The organism is Nocardia arthritidis, from assembly GCF_011801145.1.
GTDB lineage: Bacteria > Actinomycetota > Actinomycetes > Mycobacteriales > Mycobacteriaceae > Nocardia > Nocardia arthritidis_A.
On sequence record NZ_CP046172.1, the window covers coordinates 8681061 to 8698926 of the forward strand.

The window sequence follows — 17866 nt, forward strand, 5'->3', positions numbered from 1 at the left end:
ACAAGCGAGGCCAGCCGGGAGTCCTCGGGTATTTGCCGGCCGCGAGACGCACTTCCTCCGGCGCGTCGTTTTAGTTCAGCTCGATGATTTCGCGGACTGCGGCGGTTGTGATCTCACCGCGTGCCGAGTTGCCGAATCAGGCGGGTGCGTCGGTGGCGGGCGTACCCGATGCCGAGGCCTTTACCGACCAAGCCGCCCGACAGGACTGCTGTGACACCGCCGACGATAATGCCGAGGATGGAGCCGGATCCGGGCGGGTGGAGCCCGGCCAGCAGCGTGAGCGGATAACCCAGGCCCGCGAGCGCGGCTACGACAGTGCCGGTGCCGCAACCGCATTCGCGTCCCAGCCGATCGATCTCGGCGTGCATGTCCTTGTTCGGCGTGGCCTCACTCAATGGGAGAGTCCGTCGACTCGGCGCCCAGGCAGTCGGGCGGGAAGTTGGCGACGATGTAGTCCCAGGCGGCCTTGGCCTCGTCGAAGACGAAGCTGGGTTCGCCGGTGAGATAGATATCCGGGACCAGCCACCAGCTCCACCAACTGTTCTGCCTGGAGGAGTACATGATTCGGTTGACGCCGTCGGTATGGCAGAGCCCGAAGTAATGGCCGAGTTCGTGGATCGGCACGTACTTCCAGATCTGGTTGGGCCGGTTGTCGATGAATGTCGCACCGGAGGTGATGCTTCCCGGCAGTCCGCAAGCCGTGCGCTCCAGCGTGGCCGTCAAACCGCGCAGGCCATCGGTGTAGCGGAAGATGCCGACCACCACCGGATGACACAGTTGATGATCCGCCCCGGGGCGATCCACCGTCTTATCGATGCGCCCGATTTTATCGATCAGGAATCTGGCCAGCGCGCTGTTGGCGTCCGCGGTGTCGAAGCCGTGCTGGACGATGTGGCCCGCCGAGGTGACCGGTACCCGGTCGGTGTTGAAGCTCATCATCAATCCGAGTTCACGGCCCTTCTCCTCGGCGGTGCTCACCCGTTCATCGAGGGCGCCGTCACGCATCGGCAGCACGATGAACGGCGGTCCCTGCTGTCCACGCGAGGAAAGGTAGGTGTCGAGTTCATCTTCGGAGATCGGATTATCGAATTCCCCTCCGCCACCGCCACCGACGACGACTTCTTTCTTCAACGTTTTGTAGCTCTTGCGATTCCAGAAGCCTTCGTCGAATTCGAAGCCGCACAGTGCACGCAGATTGATGGCGCCGGTTTCATGCAGCACAACCAGATTTGGCGCCGCGGGATCTGTTGGCGAGGGCGCCTCGGAGTCGAGCACCGTGCGGTATGCCGTTGCGTCCATGCGCAGGCCGAACGCGCCGTGGTCGAGCCGAATGGCTTCCTCGATCTGCTCGAGCGTCGTGCCCGAGTACTTCTTCTCCAGCAGTCCGCGGACATAGTTCCGCAGTCGCCAGCGGTTGATCTCCTCGATGATGTAGGCGATGGTGTCGCCGAGGAATATGATGCGGCCCAACCCGATCGCTCCGAGAACGATCCCGATCCCGATTTGGAGCAGCCCGTCGAGGATGCGCCGCCAGTCGAGGGTGAATATCCCCGCGACGACGTCCCACAGACCGCTCGCGAGGTCTGTGATGATGCCCCAGACGACCGTGACCAGCTTGCATACGGTCCGGGTGACCCACTTGCCGACCTTCACGATCACCCACCGGATCACCTTCACGAAATACGTGACGAACCAGCATACCCAGCCGCGCGGGTCATACCACGGATAGTCCTTACATTTCTTTTCCTGTCTTTCTTCCCATTCCTCGACGGGCTTGGAAACCTTTTCCTCGATCCACTCGGTGATCTCGGTACAGACGAGAGCCATGACTACACCTCTACCCACCCGCGAGCCGGGGAGCACTCGCGCCATTGCGAGCGGACGACTCCCGGCCCGCGGAAAACCGTGGGTATGGCTATATACGGTCGGCACTGTTTCCGCGTTACTCCGAAAAAAGAAACAGTCCTGATTCGTAATGTTCGGAAAGTGACGCGCTGATCCTCGAACCATCGAGGGCACGGATTTGTCGCGCTGATCGGCCGGGTGCCCGAGGATGCGGGCCTGACCCTGGCGCATCTCCCGGGCCACCACCTTCACCGCGTGCCCGGACCGCCATCGCCGCCATACCTCGTCGACTTCGTTCTCCGACAACCGTGCTGCTGTCGCACCTGCGTCCCCTCGTGGAAGACGACATTATTACGTTCGTGTCCCCGGACGTGTGGTGGGAATAATGCGACAAGATAGTTTCCCCCTTCGAGCAAGGCGAGTTTTCTGAGCTGGATTTCGCTGAGTTGCGGGCTTTGACTCCCGACTCGCCCGACCCGCTCGCGGCCTTGAACCGACTGCTCTCCGAGCTGGAGCGGCTGCACCTGCTGTCGGGCGGTGCTGATCTCGACTTCGTGCAGCGGTCCGATCAACAATTATTGGCCTGGTTATGCTTGCCCAAGCACAGAGATCTCCTGGACTGCAGGAGTCGCCATATTGTCAACCCGACGCAGATCGCAGTCGACGAGGCTTCGGTTGCCCGCACACTGCTGGATCTGGCGCTTCCTGGCCTGTCAAGGCTGGAAGCGTGCGACCTCGTTGCGATACGCCACGGCGATGAGTTCGAGCGCTGGCGTTATGCGCTGAAATACGGCGTGGCAACTGCCCACGCGATACCGTCACTGCTGAATCCAAGTCAAGGAACGCTACGAAACATCCGGCAAGCAGTAGAGCACGAAGCCCACCTGTTGCGTCACGACTTCGGCCGCTCCAAATTCCTATCGGACCGCAAAGCGAGCATGCGCAACCTTGGCGTGAACGCCGCCTTGGGCACAGTCTCGGGAATCCAATATCAGCACTCGGCATCTCGGCGTTCAACAGCGCAACTGATATCGGCCTGTCTGCGATCCGGAACCGCTCGACAGCCGGACAGACGGCCTTTGACAGACACGTTGATGCCCTCTTAACCGATGAACCTGGAATGTAGAGTTCCCAGGGCGCTGCAACGCTCGCACGTGTCATGGCCAGAAGCATGATCAGCTGCCCGCCTTGCGCTTAAGACCAACCAGACTACGGGCGTGGCACACAGTTCGTCGGATCGGCAAGCAGCCAGGCGTCCGCTCGTCGGCTACTTTCCGTGCATTGCTGATGCCGAGATGATCTCGGTGCGTGGATCTTTCGGGTGTACCGCGTGACCGCCCGGCGCCGACGGTCGGGTGTAAGGTCACCCCGGCGTGCGGCTTCGCGAACGCAGCCGTACCGATCCGCTCTGTCGGCGCTGGCGCGTCACCGTTGTCGTCGGTGATCCGCGCGGCCGCGTACATGCCGTGCCGTGACAGGTCGCGCGTGGCGAACGCACCGTTCGCGTAGCCGATGTCGTGCTGTGGGGGAATGGTTAGCCTGGAGCGAGTGGTATTGGCATATTTCGGGGAGTCGGCCGGGCAGGGGCCGGTGCAGGTGGTGGAGTTGGGGTTGGCGCTGGTGTTGTCCTCGGCGATCGGGTTCGAGCGGGAGGTGCGCCAGAAGAGCGCCGGGGGTTGCGGACGCATACGTTGGTCGGGGTCGCCGCGGCGTTGATCATGCTGGTGTCCAAGTACGGGTTCACCGACACCCTTGGTGAGCATGTGACCCTCGATCCCTCACGCGTGGCCGCGCAGATCGTGTCCGGGATCGGATTCATCGGTGGTGGTTTGATTTTCGTGCGGCGTGATGCGGTGCGCGGACTCACCACCGCGGCCACGATCTGGCTGACCGCGGCGGTCGGGATGGCGGCGGGGGCGGGGCTGTGGCTGCTGGCGGTCCTGGTCACCGCGGCGCATTTCCTGGTGGTGTTCGCCTTCACTCCGCTCGCGGCGCGCCTGCCGCGCTCGAAATACGCGCCGGCCCGGCTGCGGCTGTGCTATCTCGACGGGCGCGGGGTGCTGCGCCGAGCACTGGCCGAATGCAGTGCGCGCGATTTCACCGTCGGCGAGGTGTCGATCGAACATCCCGACGCCGATCGCGAGGTGTCGGTGCGGCTTTCGGTGCACGGCGGCGGATCGGTGAGCGAACTCGCCGCGTCGCTGGCCGATATCGACGGCGTCGTCGAGGTCATCGGCGGCGAGCCGGACGCCGCCGCGGCGTGAACCCGCGCGGCGGTTCGGATCGGATCGAGCGCGATACTCGCCGAATCCGGCCGCGGTTCCTACCGTGCGAAGTCACTTCGCCCACCCCCTTTCCGACTGGAGGGAATCGCTGCCGGGCTACCGTGGCGGTCGTGCACACCGACGACGACTGGTTGACCGACACTCGAACCTCTTACGACACAGTCGCGGTCGACTATGCCGACCGAGTACGCGATGCCATCACCAGACATCGGTACCTGTGCGGGGCGCTTGCGCTGTTCGCCGAGAGCGTGCATGCTGCGGGCCGAGGTCCGGTTGCCGATATCGGTTGCGGCCCAGGGCAAGTCACCGCCCACCTGCACAAGCTGGGTGTCGATGCCTTCGGCGTCGACCTGTCTCCCGGGATGATCACGACGGCGCGGCGTGACCACCCCGGCCCGCGGTTCGAAGTGGGCTCCATGACCGAACTCGATCTCCCGGCCGCCTCGCTGGCCGGCCTGCTCTGCTGGCAGTCGTTGATCCATATCCCCGACGACGCGGTGCCGAAGGTGTTCGGTCACTTTCATCGAGTACTGCGTCCGGGCGGACCGTTGCAGCTCCTGTTCCATGTCGGCACCGGATCAGAATTGAAGAAACAGGGCTACGGCGGTCACCCGATGAAGGTCCATGTACACCGCCGCCAGCCGGACCAAGTGACCACCTGGCTACATGACGCCGGATTCGAGGTCGAGGCCCAAATGCTGCTGGATCCGGGTGAAAAATCCTCGCAGGCATTCCTTTTCGCACACCGCGAGCCATCCCTATAGGTCGGGCGACCTACATCCGCCGCCATGACAGGGCGTTCGATTCCTTCCCAAAATCGGCATTACCAGATATCCCGAGCCCCAACACATTTCGGCTCGTCATCCGCACGCAGTGCCATCGCACACGTCTGATCAACCGGGTGCCGGTTCTGTATCGGTCTTCGGATTCGCAGCGATTCATGCCTATCCGATATCGGTTCGGCTGATACTCGGCGAGGCGTCTGCGGGAAGCGGATGGTGGTGGTCGGCGGGCGGGCCGTCGAGGGAGATGCGCGGCAGTCGGCGCCACATGTGCGGGCGGCGCTCGTCAGTGATCTGGGCGGAACATCCGAGCACGACGCTTCTCGAAATCGATTGTCGTGGGCCGCGAACGGAGTGCAAGTCAGTTGGCGCGCAAGAGGACTCGGGTAGCGGTACCGGTCACCGGGGAGGTGCTTGTCACAACCTCCGGCACCCGTAATGCCGGGTCGTCGAATGCGGCCCGGATCTGGTCCACCGCGACGTCGACCGGGCTCAGGAGGGCGGCGAGCGCGTCGAGTTTCGGGGTGAGTTCGTCGGTGGTGGGCTCGTTGAGCAGGCCCCACTCGTCCCAGAGGATCATTTCGTGCTTGTTCAAGGCCGCGAGGTCCTGTAGCAGGTTGTATCTCAGCTGCGGCCAGCTTCGGGTGGACGGCTCCGCCAAATCCGATGCCACCACGAATCTTTCGGGGTCGAGTGCGCCGGAACGGCACTGCGTCCATGCCAGCGGGCCGGTGAGGAACCTGTCCCTCGGCACGTCCATCCTGTCGAATTCGTCGTGCTCGTCGAGTTCGGGATCGACCAGCCGCCAACGAGATTCGCCATGATCCCAGATCTCGGCGATCGCGTGGTCCACCGCCCAATCCGGCGTGAAGTACGTCGCGAACCCGACCCGGGACCGAGCCGGTATCCCGTGGTGGCGAGCGATGGCGACGAACAGGAGCGCGAAGTCGCGGCAGCAGCCGACGACGCGATCGGTTGTCGCGCGAGCACGGGCCGGCGGTGCGGGATCCAATTCGTGTAGCCGCGTGAGGATTTCATCGGCGTAGCGCAGATCAATCTCGTGCACACGCTCGGCGGGGAAGCCGTGCCCGGTGATGTCACCATTGGCCCGGTAGTGGAACACCAGCCCATGCGCCGCCGCATGAATGTCGGGTAGCGCCGAACCGACACCGTCCAGCCACCACGACATCGCACCGGGATCGGTGAACGGGCTCTGGGATGCGTAGAACATTTGTTCGTTCACCCTGTCGTTCTACAAAATTGAATTCCGAATGTCCAGATATCCGCGCCGTCCAATGAACGTCTCAGCCGTCACCAACCCGAATCCAACCGTGCCGGAAGATAATTGGCAAATATCCCGTTGCCGTACCGGCAATCCTGGGCCGAGACGCAGGCCGACGGCGGAACCATCTCGGCCACAGTAGTTTCCGTCGACATCTGCGCATCGTTGTCAGCTTTCCGCGTCGGTTTAGATGATGCTGAACCAGTTTCGAAGCGGGAGCCCGCGCGACAGTGTGTCTGCACGGTGGCACTGGTGACACCCCATATAGACATGCTTGTGTGGTGGCCTTCCACATCGGCATCCTTCTACCGTGGACATATGCCGATGATGTTGCGTGTCAGTGCGGGCATGCGGCGGTTGTTCGGGATCACGAACCGGCAGGCCGCGTCCGCGGGTGTCGGCGCACTGATCCAGACCGGGGTGATGATGGTTCTGATCCTGCCGTGGCGATGGATTCCGACCGCACTGCCGCCGGTGACAATCGTCCTGATGACCGGACCGGTCGCGGCGGTGGTACTCGCTACGCCACTGCTGACCATCTTGCAGCGCAACCGATTCCGCCTGGCTGACAACGAAATTCCCGCATCCCGTGACGAACGGGTCCTCTGGTCGGCAACCCGGGCGCGGCAACTGGTGTATCACCTGATCGTCGGACCGCTGCAGCTCTGCTTCGGCATCGTGCTGGCGCTGTCGTGGCTCGTCATGGCGGTGGCGGGCACGGTGCTGATATGGATGTGGCTGACGCCGAGTGGCTGGCGACCCGTCATCACCCACGCCGTGGCCTGGACGATCGCGGCGGCCGTCATGGCTTTCGCCCTGGCGCGGGCGACCCCCGCCCTGCTGCGCGTCGACCGGTGGACCGCCCGAAAACTGTTGGGCCCGAGCCGCGAAGAACTCCTCGCGCGCCGGGTCGACGACCTGACCGAGAGCCGGGCGGGCGCGGTGAATGCGGCCGATGCCGAACGCCGCCGCATCGAACGCGACCTCCATGACGGTGTCCAGCAACGGCTGGTATCGCTCGCGGTCAACCTCGGCATCGCCCGGGCCACGCTCACCGATCTCCCCGACGCCGCGCGCAAGGTGCTCGAGGACGCGCACGACCAGGCCAAACAGACCATCACCGAACTCCGTCACCTGATCCGCGGCCTGCACCCTCCGGTGCTGGAGGATCGCGGCCTGGACGCGGCGCTGTCCGGAATCGCCGGCGAGGTCCCGGTGCCGGTGCGGCTCGTGGTGCGGCTGCCGGTACGCCCGCCCGCTACCGTCGAGGCCATCGCCTACTTCGTCGTCTCGGAGGCGCTCACGAACGTGATCAAACATGCCCGCGCGACCGAGGCCGAGGTGACCGTCGACGGCACGGGCGATCGACTTCGGATAACGGTGTCCGACAACGGTATCGGCGGTGCCGACGCGGACGTCGGCACCGGGCTGACGGGGTTGGCCCGCCGCGTCGCCTCGGTCGACGGTCGTTTCGAGGTGACCAGCCCGCCCGGCGGTCCGACCCGGCTCGCGGCGGAGATGCCATGCGGGCAGTGATCGCCGAGGATTCGGTGCTGCTGCGGGTCGGCGTGGTACAGGTGTTGCGGCTCGCCGGATTCGAGGTCGTGGCCGAGGTGGCCGACGCGCAGGCGTTACTCGCCGCCGTCGACCAGCATCGGCCCGACTTGGCCGTCATCGATGTCCGGATGCCACCGGATTTCCGGGACGAAGGGGTGCGTGCCGCGCTCACCATCCGGCGCGACCAGCCGGGCACGGCCGTGATGCTGCTCTCGCAGTACGTCGAAGAACGTTATGCCGCAGAGCTTCTCGCGACACAGACCAGCGGCGTCGGCTACCTGCTCAAGCAACGCGTCGCCGATGTCGAGGAGTTCGGCGAGGCGCTGCGCCGCGTCGCCACCGGCGGCACGGCCCTCGATCCCGAGGTGGTGGCGCAGCTACTGGTGCGCCGCGACCGCGGCCCGCTCGACCGGCTCACCCCGCGCGAACGCCAGGTGCTGGAACTGATGGCCAACGGTCGCTCCAACGCCGGTATCGCCGCCCATCTCGTCGTGAGCGAGCGCGCGGTGGCCAAGCACATCAACAGCATCCTCACCAAACTCGATCTGCCGCAAGATGGTTCCGACCACCGTCGGGTACTCGCGGTGCTCCGCTACCTCGGCGCGCGGTGAGTGCGCACCGACCAGGAACCGGTCGATGCGCAAGAAGCGCACGGTTCACGCGCTGGCGATCGGCCGATCGGGTGCGAAAGACGACAGGCCGACGCTCTGATAGGTGGAGATCAGGCGACGATAGCGGCGACGGTTGCGCGCCAAGGGCGTATCCGTCGCCCACGCGGGCAGGCCGCGGTACGCCACCCGGAAAAGGGTTGTGAGAGCGACGAATTCGAGGTCGTGGCGGCGGGTCCAGCGGATGGGGAGCACCCTGCGGGCACCGGGATGCATTGTGCCGTAACCGAGTACGGCGGCTACATGTCCGGCCGCCGGGCGGGCCAGCCGCCACAGTGGTTCGGTCGCGGCGGGAAGGAAGGGTGGGCGTGGGGCGCGGCGCACGGTTTCCATAGCGGCGATGAGAGTCGGTGTGACCGTTAGCTTTTCGGCGGCCATCTGGTCGTAGTAGGCGCACAGCTCGGCATAGTCCTCGATCAGGCGGGAACGGCCGGGTAGTTGCAGCGGCTCGGTCTTGGTCCGGACATGATCCCAGAGCGCCTGATTGTCTGCGGCACTGAGCTTTTCGCCGGTCAGGGCGGCGAACGCGCCGCGGTACATGAAGAAGGTGCTGATCAGGATCCAGTTCCAGTTCTCCGGGTTGAGCGCACTGTAGCGGGTGCCGTCGGGGGCAACGCCCTTGACGTCGCGGTGCAACAGTTTGAGGCGTTCCATTTCGGCGGTGCTGTCGGCGTCTTCGCCGAGGAACACGATCTGATCGGAGGCCGCGGAGCGCGTCGCCCGCTCCCACGGAGTGTTGCGGATGCGGCCGGTGCGCTCGAGTGCGGCCGATATCGCGGGCAACATCGTCTGATCGAACAGCGCGGCGGCGAACAGCCCGACGAAGACCGAACCGGCCACCTCCTCGAATCGCTCGACGACGCCGGTGGCCGTGCCACTCGCGGGCAGGGTCATGACATTGCTATGTACAGGGCACGTCATGGGGACTCCTTCGTCCGAGCACTACCGATCATTCTGGTGCAGAATGGCACCAAATTCATCTGGTGCCAGAGTGCACCAGAACTGACCGGAGAGTCAAGGGCATGCGCGATAATCCCTGGATGGCAGCCACACGCAGTTACGGCGGCGAATCCGCGGCCGAGCGCCGCGCCCGGCGCCGCGCCGCGCTCATCGAGGCCGCACTCGACCTGATGGCGGAGGGCGGGCCGAACGCGGTCACCAAACGGGCCGTCTGCGGGCGTGCCCGGCTCAACGACCGCTACTTCTACGAACATTTCGCCGACCGCGACGCCATTCTCGAGGCACTCGCGCAGGAGGTGACGGGGCAGGGACTGGAGGCCGTCGTCACCGCGGCGCTCGCGCCCGCGCCCGATACCCGCGCCCAGGTGCACGCCTCCGTCGTGGCGGCCGTCGATTTCATGCTGGCGGATCCGCGACGCGGAAAGCTACTGCTGCAAGCCAACTCGTCCGAGGTCTTGCAGCGATCCCGGGTGACCAACACACGCACCATCGCCAATGTGATGGCCGCGATGACGCGCGATCTGCTCGACGACCGGGCCCCGAGCCAACTCGATACCGATATGGCCGCCTTCGCCGCCGTCAGCGGCGTCATGGAGCTGTTCGCCGCCTGGCTGCGCGGTGAATATCCCACCGGCCGTGCGCATCTCGTCGAGCTGATCACCGCGATGCTGCTCGCGGGCATCGACCTGTCCGCCCAGCTCCCTGCCGAGAGCTGAAATACGAACGGGCGGCCGCCGAAATTCGGCGACCGCCCGCTCTATGCTCGAAAGCCGTTCGCTACTAGTCGTTCTGGAAGTAGCTCAGCAGACGCAGGATCTCGACGTACAGCCACACCAGCGTGACGGTGAGGCCGAGCGCGACGCCCCAGGCCGCCTTCTCCGGCGCCTGCGCCCGGATCAGCTGATCGGCGGCGTCGAAGTCGAGCAGGAAGCTGAACGCCGCGATACCGATCACGACCAGGCTGAAGATGATGGCCAGCGGGCCACCGTCGCGCAGGCCGAGACCGCCGGAGATGAAGAAGCCGGCGATCAGGTTGCCCAGCGCGAGCACCAGGACACCGATCATGGCGCCGACGATGATCCGAGTGAATCGCGGTGTGACCCGGACCGCACCGGTCTTGTATACGACGAGCATGCCCGCGAATACGCCGAAGGTGCCGAGCACCGCCTGCACGATGAGCGCGCTACCGCCGACACCACCGAACTTGATGTTGGTGAACATGAACGAGAGCGCACCGAGGAAAAGACCTTCGAACACCGCGTAGGACAGCACGATCGCCGGGCTGTTCTGCTTGTTCGCGAAGCTCGCGACCAGCACGAGCACCAGGCCGATCAGGCCGCCGCCGACCACGAACAGTGGCGCGAGCGCGGTATTGGCGTGGGTGAGGGTGTAGGAGATGATCGCCGACAGCGCCAACACGCCCAGCGTGATGCCGGTCTTGATGACGACGTCGTCGATCGTCATCGCCCGGGTGGCCGGGACCGGCTGATACGGCTGGGTGTACTGGTCGTATTGCTGCTGGCCGTAGGGGTTGCCGTACTGGCCGAACTGGCCGGCATTCGGCATACCCGTTCCGAAGTTGGCGTAGCCACCGCCCTGCTGCCTCGGCAAGTTTCTGAAGACCGGGTTGCTCGTGGTACGCACCTGCGTCCCTTTCTGGTGTCGTTTGCTGCTGTCCGTCGAGCCTTCGCTCGATATCCAACTGCTCGGTCCAACGTCCGACATTCGCGTCGAGTTCCCAGGAACCCGGATAGCCGGACAATTCGGACTCTACCGCTGGGGCTCGTGCAAGCCCCGTACAGAACGTGTAACCGTGAATTTCCGATTGCGGCCGACCACTTCGGTCTGGCCGACCATGCGCTGGATCACACCACGGTAGTTGAGATGTGAGTTGAAGACTGTCCACAGCTCGCCGCCCGGTCGGAGCACCCGACCCGTCTCGGCGAACATCTTGATCGCCGAACCGGTGTGCACCGCGGCGCCGACGTGGAACGGCGGATTGCACAGCACCAGATCGGCACTGTTGGCGGCCGCGGTGGACATGGCGTCGTCGCGGACCACCGTCACCCGGTCGTCGACGTGGTTGACCGCGGCGGTGGCGCGCGCCGAGGCGACCGCCGCGGCCGACTGGTCGGTGCCGACCACTTTGATGCGCGGACGCGCTTTGGCCAGCGATACGGCGAGAATGCCGGTGCCGCACCCCAGATCGATCGCATCGCGGGCATCGGGCTTCATCTGCTTCAGATGCTGCAGCAGGAATCGGGTGCCGATGTCGAGGCGGGCGCCGGAAAAGGCGGCGCCGTGCGCGATCACGTCGATGCCGAGATCGGCGATTCGCTCGCGCACCGGAAACGGCGGCTCCCCAACCGGTTTGGGACCCGCGACCAGGAGGGTGCGCGATTTCTGCCTGCCGCGGCTGGCGCGCACCTCGGAAAATGATTGGGCCAGAACGTCGTTCATGGAATGGGTCAGATATTTGTCGCGGCCGCCCGCGAACACCGTCACCTCGGGTGCGGCGTACCTGGCGATGGCATCGGCGACCTCGGCCAGCCCGCCGAGCATGCGCGGCAGGCGAAGCAGCACCACCCGGACATCTTCTAGCAACTGCTGGCCGAGCAGGTGCGCGGTGTAGCGATCGGATAGGCCGACCGCGCGGGCGTTATTGGCCAGCGCCAGCTCGCCGGTCAGCAGGTCTTGATGCACCCGGACCGCACGTAGGTCATGTCCGGCGATCGCGCCGATGGTCAGCGCGCCGTAGCTGTCGCCGATAACCGCAACTTCTCCGCTACCCGCAGCGGCGAGAGCTTCATCGGCGACGTCGAGGAGCAGCCGATCGGCGGCATCCACCGCGTAGAGGTTCACCGCCTCCACGTCCGGATACCGCCGCAATCGGCCGAGCACCTCCTCGACATCGCACACGGGTCAAGTGTGCTAGATCGTTGCCCATCGGTCACGCGCACCCCCGGATCCGCTTGTGCCCGGCGGCCGGTCCGGGTCGCAGACCTGCTGCGAGACAAGGCATTACCGGCCCGCGCCGCGACCGCCGGATCGGGCCCGCTCAACCCGCCCGACGACGACTCGCCGCCGCCATTTCCTGTTCACTGCGAGATCGGCTGCCGCTCAGTACGATCTGGCCCCATGCGTTACAGGATGGTGTTGACCCTCGCCGCTACCGCGGCGCTGCTCGCCGGTTGCGGCGGTGGGTCGAACACGGATGCCCCGAAATCCACGACGGCCGCGGCGGCGGCAGGTGCGGCGACGCCGGTCGCACCGCTGAAGGACGCGCAATCGAAGGAAACGAAACCGGCCAACGGGGCGGCGCTGACCGTCACCGATATCGGCATCGAACACCATGAGGGCTTCGACCGGGTGGTGTTCGCGCTCGGCGGCGACGGCACGCCGGGGTGGCGAATCGGCTACGCCGACAAGGCGGTTCAGGACGGCAGCGGTAAGACCGTCGATGTGCCGGGCAAATCGGTACTGGAGGTGCGGATTCTCGGTTCGGCCAATCCGCCGGACAGTAAGGTCGCCGCGTACACGGGCCCCAACCCGACCTCGGATGCGAGCGCACCGGGCATCACCGGCGTCTACGAATCCGCCGTCTTCGAAGGCACCACGCAATTGTTCATCGGGCTCAACGGCGCGAAGCCGAATTTCTCGGCGGGCCCCCAGAGCAACCCATCCCGGCTGGTCGTCGACATCGCCGCATGAGCCGGAATACACCCGTACGGCCTAGGGGTATATCGAACCGGTAGAATGACCGCCGTGATTGAGCAGCGCAAGCGGCGAGCGTCCGGGGCGGCCCGGATGCTCGGCCTGCTCGCGCTGCTCGCCGGGATCGTCGCGATGCACGCGGGAGTATTCGCATTTCCCGCGCACGGCGAATCCGGCGGTCATACCGGCGCCGCGATGACACACCACGCCGCATCCGCCACCGTCGAATCGGCGAAAATGCCGGTGCACCAACAAGATTGCGGATCCGACGGCTGCGCCGCCGCGCACGGTGGCATACACGCGTGCGTCTTCGTGCTCGCGGCCTTCGCCCTCGCCATCGGCCTGGTGGTGCTGGCCAGGCTGGCCGTCGACCGACCCGGGACCGGTATCGCGCTCCCCCGGCACTGGCGACCGCGCCGCGAGCGTCCACCACCCTGGACGGTGCTCTCCCGCGCCGAATTGTCGATTCTGCGGATCTGACAGGTCCGCCGCGCCCGCACACCCATTGCGCGAGCGCGGATTCCACCTGACTTCGATCCGACCATCGGCAATTCCCCAGGAGATCAATCATGTTCACCACCCGTACCCGAATCGCGTTCGCCGCCACCGCGATCGCCACCGCACTGCTGGCCGCAGCATGCTCCGGCAACTCCGATAAATCCGACAGCGGCATGTCCGGTATGCAGCACTCGGCGACGAGCGCCGCGGCGCCTACCCGCACCGATTTCAACGATGCCGACGTCACCTTCCTGCAGATGATGTACCCGCATCACGCGCAGGCCGTCGAGATGGCCCAACTGGTGCCGAGCCGCAGCCAGAATCCGGACCTGCTCGCGCTCGCCGCTGCGGTGGAGAAGGCGCAGAGCCCCGAAATGCAGCGGTTCGCCGACCTGCTGCGGAGCTTCGGCAAGCCCGCGCCATCGGCCTCGGGCCACATGATGTCCGGCATGATGACGCCCGAGCAGATGTCGGCGCTGCGGGCCGCCTCCGGCGCCGATTTCGACCGGCAGTGGCTGACCATGATGATCGAGCACCACAGTGGCGCGATCACCATGGCGCGGACCGAACTTTCCAGCGGAATCAACAATGACGCGAAACAGCTGGCCACCGGCATCGCGGCCGATCAGCAACGCGAGATCGACACCATGCGGGGCATGCTCGCCAAAAGCTGACGCTCGCGGGCATAGCGAATCCGTCATCGTGCGGTCAGCGAGCCGTCATCACCTGCGAAAACGCTGGCCGCCACGGATTTCCGGGCCCGGCGGCGCGGACTAGATTCGAGGCGTGTCGAGTTGGTAGTGGTCCCGGGCCGGTGCCCGCGGATCGGTCCGCACCTCCCTGAGTGCGCACGGCCGGTCGGGTATCCGGTCCACGGAGTTCCTACGGAGATGGGAACGCCGGGACGGAGGCGGAAAGTTCGTACGCACCGGGCTTTCCGCTTCTCGTTTCCGCCGCGCGCCGCCGAAGTCCTTGCGAAGCCCATTCACCCGGCTGACCGGTATGTCAATCCTGTTGTGCGACCTAATCTTTGATCGGCCGACGCGCCCGAGATCGGGCAACCCGCCCGCATCGCGAATAAGCAACGGCCGCGCCCGCGAATGCCGCCTACCATCGGATCATGGACTTCATTTTGTCGGGGATCGTCGTGGTCGTCGGGGTCGCCATCGCGGGCGCGGCGTATGTGGCCTTCCTGGTACTGCGCGGCCGGAAGTGATTTCGCCGGGGCCTTAGCGGCCGTGTGCCCTGCAGACGGTGGTCGCCCTGTCCTTGGTGGCATTGAACTTGTCGATCACGCCGTTGAGCGTGTCGGTGTCCGGATTCCTCTCCAGCGTGCCTGCGAGATTATTCGCGTCGTCGCGGTAGTTCTTCAGCGCGGTGGCCACATCGTCGGGCACCTCTTTGGTGATTTTCTGGTCGATCTTGTTCGCGGTGTCGCGCAGCGATCCCACTGCGGCGGCGGCCTTGTCCTTCTCGTCCGGCGCATGGTTGTTGCTGGCGTCGATATAGGCGTTGAACGACGCGACCGACGCCTCGTGCGCGTCCCGGTAGGTGCTGCATGCCGTGACGGCGGCGGTCTCGGCCGCGGCGGCCTTGGACGACGACGCCGCGATCGAGGAGGCGGTGACCTCGGAGGTGTATGCCGCCAGATCCGACTGGTTCACCTGGGCATTACCCGCCACCTGCTTGCCGCAGGCGCCGATCAGCAGGATGCCGGCGGCGGTGGCCGCCGCGGCCGCGGCTAGTCCGGCTCGTTCCAGTCCTCGCATGATTATCCCTATCTCCCCGCAGGTGTTCCGGCCGCACACCCGGACATGAGCCGGACATTCCGACCGTACTTGCCCAGGTGCGTGTCGTCAGCACGGCATGCCGATATCGATTGTCAATCGGTACGCCACGGACCGGAACCCATCCGGCCCGAGGTGAATACTGTCAGGCTCGGACGATATCGGAGAACCCGAGTGCGCTCCGGCCGCGTCAAGCCAGGCCGTAATCGCGGACGAAATCCTCCGTCAGATCGATGACCCGGAAGTCTTGGTCCTGGCGGCCACCCGCGTCCGCACGAGGCAGCGGGTGGGCCGCGGCTAGCGGGTCCATCTCGAAATTCGCTGCCGGAACGTCATTTCCGGATCCGGCCCGCGCGACCGGGTCCGGGTGCTGGTCCGCCGACATATTGTCCCCTTCCATTGACCACCGGTGGTATTCAGTCATCGCACCGCCGGCCCCCCGCGTTCACAGGTTCGCCGAAAGTCAGCTCGAAGACCGCGCCGCCGTCCGGATGTGACGCCGCGGTGACGGTCGCGTCGTGCAGCGCCGCGACCTGAGCGACGATGGCCAGCCCCAGCCCGTGCCCGGGTGCGGTGCGAGCGGCGGCCGAACGGTAGAACCGGTCGAAGACGTGCGGCAGATCGGCGGCGGGAATGCCGGGACCGTGGTCGCGCACCGTCAATCGGCGCTCGCGCAGCACCACCTCGACGGTCGCGCCGGTCGGGCTGAATTTCGCGGCGTTGTCGAGCAGGTTGGTGATCGCGCGGGCCAGCCGGGCGGGTACACCGCGCAGCGTGACCGGTTCCAGTTCGGCGTCGAAAGCGATTGTCGGCCAATGCCTGCGGGCCACCGCCAACCGCTCCGCGACCAGCAGATCGAGTCGGAGATCCTCCCCGGATTCCGCGGCGGCCTCCGGATCCTCGGCGCGGGCCAGATCGATGAGATCGGTGACCAGACCGGAAAGCTCCTCGGATTGGGTGCGCAGCGCGGCGGCCGTTTCGTCGAGTTGCCTCGGCGCGCGGCGGAGCAGATCGATGTTGGCGCGCAGTGCCGTCAGCGGGGTGCGCAGTTCGTGCGAGGCGTCGGCCACCAGACGGCGTTGCGCCGCACGAGATTCGCGCTCGGCGCTCAGCGCCTGATCGAGTTCGCCGAGCATGGTGTTGAAACTCGTTGCCAGACGGCCGAGTTCGGTCGAATCCGGGACGACGATGGGCTGGCGCGGATCGCGGGTCGTCGCGACCCGCTCCGCGGCCGCGGTGAGCGCGGTGACCGGCGCGAAGGCGCGGCGGCCCACCACATATCCGATCCCGATGGCCAACGCCGTACCGCCCAGCGCCGCGACGAACAGCGCCGCCGCGACCCGCCGCAGGCCGGTATCGACGGTATCCGAGCGCCGTGCGACCTGTACCGCGACGCCGGGGCGCAACTGGGCGGTGTACATCCGCATCGGATAGCCGCCGAAGGTGAAATCGCTGAAGTAGTCCGGCCGGGAGCCCGTTGCGACGGCGCGGGTTTCGGCATCCACCGGCAGCAGGTCGGCGGAGTGATCGGATTCGATCCGGCCGTCGGCCGCCACCACCTGCACACAGCTCGGCGCGGCCAGGTACCGGCACGGCCCGGAGATCGCCGCGACATCGGGATCGACCGCGAACTGCCTGGTGATCCTGGTGGCCTGACTGCGCAACCCGATATCGAGCGAACTGTTCAGCTCATGTGCCACAACGAAATACGCGGCGACCGCCATGGCGGCCAGCGAAAGCGCGATCGCCACCGCGAAATACGCGGCGATCCGGCCACGCAGCGAACGAATCCTGATGCGCGGCAACATTATCGCGGCCCGAGCCGATAGCCGACGCCGCGCACCGTGTGGATCAACCGCGCCCGCCCCGCATCCTCCAGCTTGCGCCGCAGATACCGCACGTACACCTCGAGCGAATTGGATGACGGCCCGCCCCAGATCCGTTCGATCAGCAGCTCGCGCGGCAGCGCCTGCCCGGAATTGCGCAGCAGCACCTCCAGCAGCGCGAATTCCGTTCTGGTCAGCTCGATTACCGCGTCGCCGCGCCGCACCTGGTGGGCCGCGGTATCCATCACCAGATCCGCGCAGCTCAGCACCACACCGTCGGCGGGCGAGCTGCGCCGCACCAGCGCACGCACCCGGGCCAGCATCTCATCCAGGTCGAAGGGCTTCACCAGATAGTCGTCGGCGCCCGCGTCCAGGCCGTCGATCCGGTCGGCGACCGCGTCGCGAGCGGTCAGCATGAGGATCGGGGTGCGGTCGCCGCGGGCCCGCAGCCGTCGACAGGTCTCCAACCCGTCCAGAAACGGCATCAGCACATCGAGCAGCACCACCTCGGGCCGCCAGCGTTCGATTTCGGCGAGCGCCGCGGCGCCGTCCGCCGCACCGCGCGTCTGGTAACCCTCGCTGTCCAGCACCCGCACGAGCGCATCCCGCACCGCGGATTCGTCGTCGACCACCAGCACACGCATGTCCGCCGATACTACGGC

Annotated in this window: 18 protein-coding genes and 1 pseudogene; 9 read left to right on the plus strand and 10 right to left on the minus strand. The window is 66.0% G+C overall.

Annotation, left to right across the window (positions count from 1 at the left end):
- Positions 1–113: 113 nt before the first annotated feature.
- Together F5544_RS39350 and F5544_RS39355 are read right to left on the minus strand one after the other, a co-directional pair.
- Positions 114–395 (minus strand): hypothetical protein, encoded by a 282-nt coding sequence (locus F5544_RS39350; protein WP_167475595.1) that lies wholly within the window; start codon positions 393–395, stop codon positions 114–116.
- The gene (locus F5544_RS39355; protein ID WP_167477848.1) at positions 388–1827 is read right to left on the minus strand and encodes a hypothetical protein; all 1440 of its coding nucleotides are present in this window, start codon (positions 1825–1827) and stop codon (positions 388–390) included. The genes F5544_RS39350 and F5544_RS39355 overlap by 8 nt, the downstream gene beginning before the upstream one ends.
- 506 nt (positions 1828–2333) lie before the next feature.
- Here F5544_RS39355 and F5544_RS39360 point away from each other — a divergent pair.
- From F5544_RS39360 to F5544_RS39370, 3 genes and pseudogenes are all read left to right on the plus strand, one after another.
- Positions 2334–2951 (plus strand): hypothetical protein, encoded by a 618-nt coding sequence (locus tag F5544_RS39360; RefSeq protein ID WP_167477849.1) that lies wholly within the window; start codon positions 2334–2336, stop codon positions 2949–2951.
- Positions 2952–3375: 424 nt separating this feature from the next.
- Positions 3376–4109, plus strand: a pseudogene (locus F5544_RS39365) (MgtC/SapB family protein).
- A gap of 131 nt (positions 4110–4240) precedes the next feature.
- Positions 4241–4894: a class I SAM-dependent methyltransferase gene (locus F5544_RS39370; protein ID WP_167477850.1), complete on the plus strand. Its 654-nt coding sequence runs from the start codon at positions 4241–4243 to the stop codon at positions 4892–4894.
- A gap of 379 nt (positions 4895–5273) precedes the next feature.
- Here F5544_RS39370 and F5544_RS39375 read toward each other — a convergent pair whose 3' ends face one another.
- A complete protein-coding gene (locus tag F5544_RS39375; protein WP_203217451.1) occupies positions 5274–6155 on the minus strand; it encodes a transglutaminase-like domain-containing protein in 882 nt (293 codons plus the stop codon).
- Positions 6156–6512: 357 nt separating this feature from the next.
- Here F5544_RS39375 and F5544_RS39380 point away from each other — a divergent pair, with 357 nt between their 5' ends.
- The gene (locus F5544_RS39380; protein ID WP_203217452.1) at positions 6513–7730 is read left to right on the plus strand and encodes a sensor histidine kinase; all 1218 of its coding nucleotides are present in this window, start codon (positions 6513–6515) and stop codon (positions 7728–7730) included.
- Complete coding sequence (locus tag F5544_RS39385; RefSeq protein WP_167477851.1) at positions 7718–8362, plus strand: response regulator transcription factor; 645 nt, start codon at positions 7718–7720, stop codon at positions 8360–8362. The genes F5544_RS39380 and F5544_RS39385 overlap by 13 nt, the downstream gene beginning before the upstream one ends.
- A gap of 45 nt (positions 8363–8407) precedes the next feature.
- Here F5544_RS39385 and F5544_RS39390 read toward each other — a convergent pair whose 3' ends face one another.
- Positions 8408–9340 (minus strand): oxygenase MpaB family protein, encoded by a 933-nt coding sequence (locus F5544_RS39390; protein WP_167477852.1) that lies wholly within the window; start codon positions 9338–9340, stop codon positions 8408–8410.
- A gap of 119 nt (positions 9341–9459) precedes the next feature.
- Between F5544_RS39390 and F5544_RS39395 the strand changes: the two genes are divergently transcribed.
- Entirely contained in the window at positions 9460–10095 is a 636-nt protein-coding gene (locus F5544_RS39395) for a TetR/AcrR family transcriptional regulator (RefSeq protein WP_167477853.1), read from the plus strand.
- 64 nt (positions 10096–10159) lie between these two features.
- On the opposite strand, the gene F5544_RS39400 is transcribed toward F5544_RS39395, so the two are convergent.
- A complete protein-coding gene (locus F5544_RS39400) occupies positions 10160–11023 on the minus strand; it encodes a Bax inhibitor-1/YccA family protein (RefSeq protein ID WP_167477854.1) in 864 nt (287 codons plus the stop codon).
- Positions 11024–11149: 126 nt separating this feature from the next.
- Positions 11150–12298, minus strand: coding sequence for a class I SAM-dependent methyltransferase (locus F5544_RS39405; protein ID WP_167477855.1), 1149 nt, complete (start codon positions 12296–12298; stop codon positions 11150–11152).
- Between the two features lie 219 nt (positions 12299–12517).
- Between F5544_RS39405 and F5544_RS39410 the strand changes: the two genes are divergently transcribed.
- The 3 genes from F5544_RS39410 to F5544_RS39420 all read left to right on the plus strand — a co-directional run bounded on the left by F5544_RS39410 (position 12518) and on the right by F5544_RS39420 (position 14265).
- Entirely contained in the window at positions 12518–13090 is a 573-nt protein-coding gene (locus F5544_RS39410; protein WP_167477856.1) for an AMIN-like domain-containing (lipo)protein, read from the plus strand.
- Between the two features lie 54 nt (positions 13091–13144).
- Complete coding sequence (locus F5544_RS39415; protein ID WP_167477857.1) at positions 13145–13573, plus strand: DUF6153 family protein; 429 nt, start codon at positions 13145–13147, stop codon at positions 13571–13573.
- Positions 13574–13662: 89 nt separating this feature from the next.
- Positions 13663–14265, plus strand: a complete 603-nt coding sequence (locus F5544_RS39420) for a DUF305 domain-containing protein (RefSeq protein ID WP_167477858.1) — start codon at positions 13663–13665, stop codon at positions 14263–14265.
- Between the two features lie 555 nt (positions 14266–14820).
- Here F5544_RS39420 and F5544_RS39425 read toward each other — a convergent pair.
- From F5544_RS39425 to F5544_RS39440, 4 genes are all read right to left on the minus strand, one after another.
- Positions 14821–15360 (minus strand): hypothetical protein, encoded by a 540-nt coding sequence (locus F5544_RS39425; RefSeq protein ID WP_167477859.1) that lies wholly within the window; start codon positions 15358–15360, stop codon positions 14821–14823.
- Between the two features lie 208 nt (positions 15361–15568).
- Positions 15569–15763, minus strand: a complete 195-nt coding sequence (locus F5544_RS39430; RefSeq protein WP_167477860.1) for a hypothetical protein — start codon at positions 15761–15763, stop codon at positions 15569–15571.
- A 31-nt stretch (positions 15764–15794) separates the two neighbouring features.
- On the minus strand, positions 15795–17186 hold the full coding sequence (locus F5544_RS39435; protein ID WP_174867487.1) for a sensor histidine kinase: 1392 nt from the start codon (positions 17184–17186) through the stop codon (positions 15795–15797).
- The gene (locus F5544_RS39440) at positions 17186–17848 is read right to left on the minus strand and encodes a response regulator transcription factor (RefSeq protein ID WP_167477861.1); all 663 of its coding nucleotides are present in this window, start codon (positions 17846–17848) and stop codon (positions 17186–17188) included. Before F5544_RS39440 ends, F5544_RS39435 begins: the two co-directional genes overlap by 1 nt.
- Between the last annotated feature and the right edge of the window lie 18 nt (positions 17849–17866).

What these genes read in the sequence shown, in the direction of transcription:
- F5544_RS39380 (WP_203217452.1), top strand. Translation starts at nt 6,513, where the DNA reads ATGCCGATGATGTTGCGTGTCAGTGCGGGCATGCGGCGGTTGTTCGGG.
- F5544_RS39435 (WP_174867487.1), bottom strand. Translation starts at nt 17,186, where the DNA reads ATGTTGCCGCGCATCAGGATTCGTTCGCTGCGTGGCCGGATCGCCGCG.
- F5544_RS39385 (WP_167477851.1), top strand. Translation starts at nt 7,718, where the DNA reads ATGCGGGCAGTGATCGCCGAGGATTCGGTGCTGCTGCGGGTCGGCGTG.
- F5544_RS39420 (WP_167477858.1), top strand. Translation starts at nt 13,663, where the DNA reads ATGTTCACCACCCGTACCCGAATCGCGTTCGCCGCCACCGCGATCGCC.
- F5544_RS39440 (WP_167477861.1), bottom strand. Translation starts at nt 17,848, where the DNA reads ATGCGTGTGCTGGTGGTCGACGACGAATCCGCGGTGCGGGATGCGCTC.
- F5544_RS39395 (WP_167477853.1), top strand. Translation starts at nt 9,460, where the DNA reads ATGGCAGCCACACGCAGTTACGGCGGCGAATCCGCGGCCGAGCGCCGC.
- F5544_RS39430 (WP_167477860.1), bottom strand. Translation starts at nt 15,763, where the DNA reads ATGTCGGCGGACCAGCACCCGGACCCGGTCGCGCGGGCCGGATCCGGA.
- F5544_RS39425 (WP_167477859.1), bottom strand. Translation starts at nt 15,360, where the DNA reads ATGCGAGGACTGGAACGAGCCGGACTAGCCGCGGCCGCGGCGGCCACC.
- F5544_RS39390 (WP_167477852.1), bottom strand. Translation starts at nt 9,340, where the DNA reads ATGACGTGCCCTGTACATAGCAATGTCATGACCCTGCCCGCGAGTGGC.
- F5544_RS39410 (WP_167477856.1), top strand. Translation starts at nt 12,518, where the DNA reads ATGCGTTACAGGATGGTGTTGACCCTCGCCGCTACCGCGGCGCTGCTC.
- F5544_RS39355 (WP_167477848.1), bottom strand. Translation starts at nt 1,827, where the DNA reads ATGGCTCTCGTCTGTACCGAGATCACCGAGTGGATCGAGGAAAAGGTT.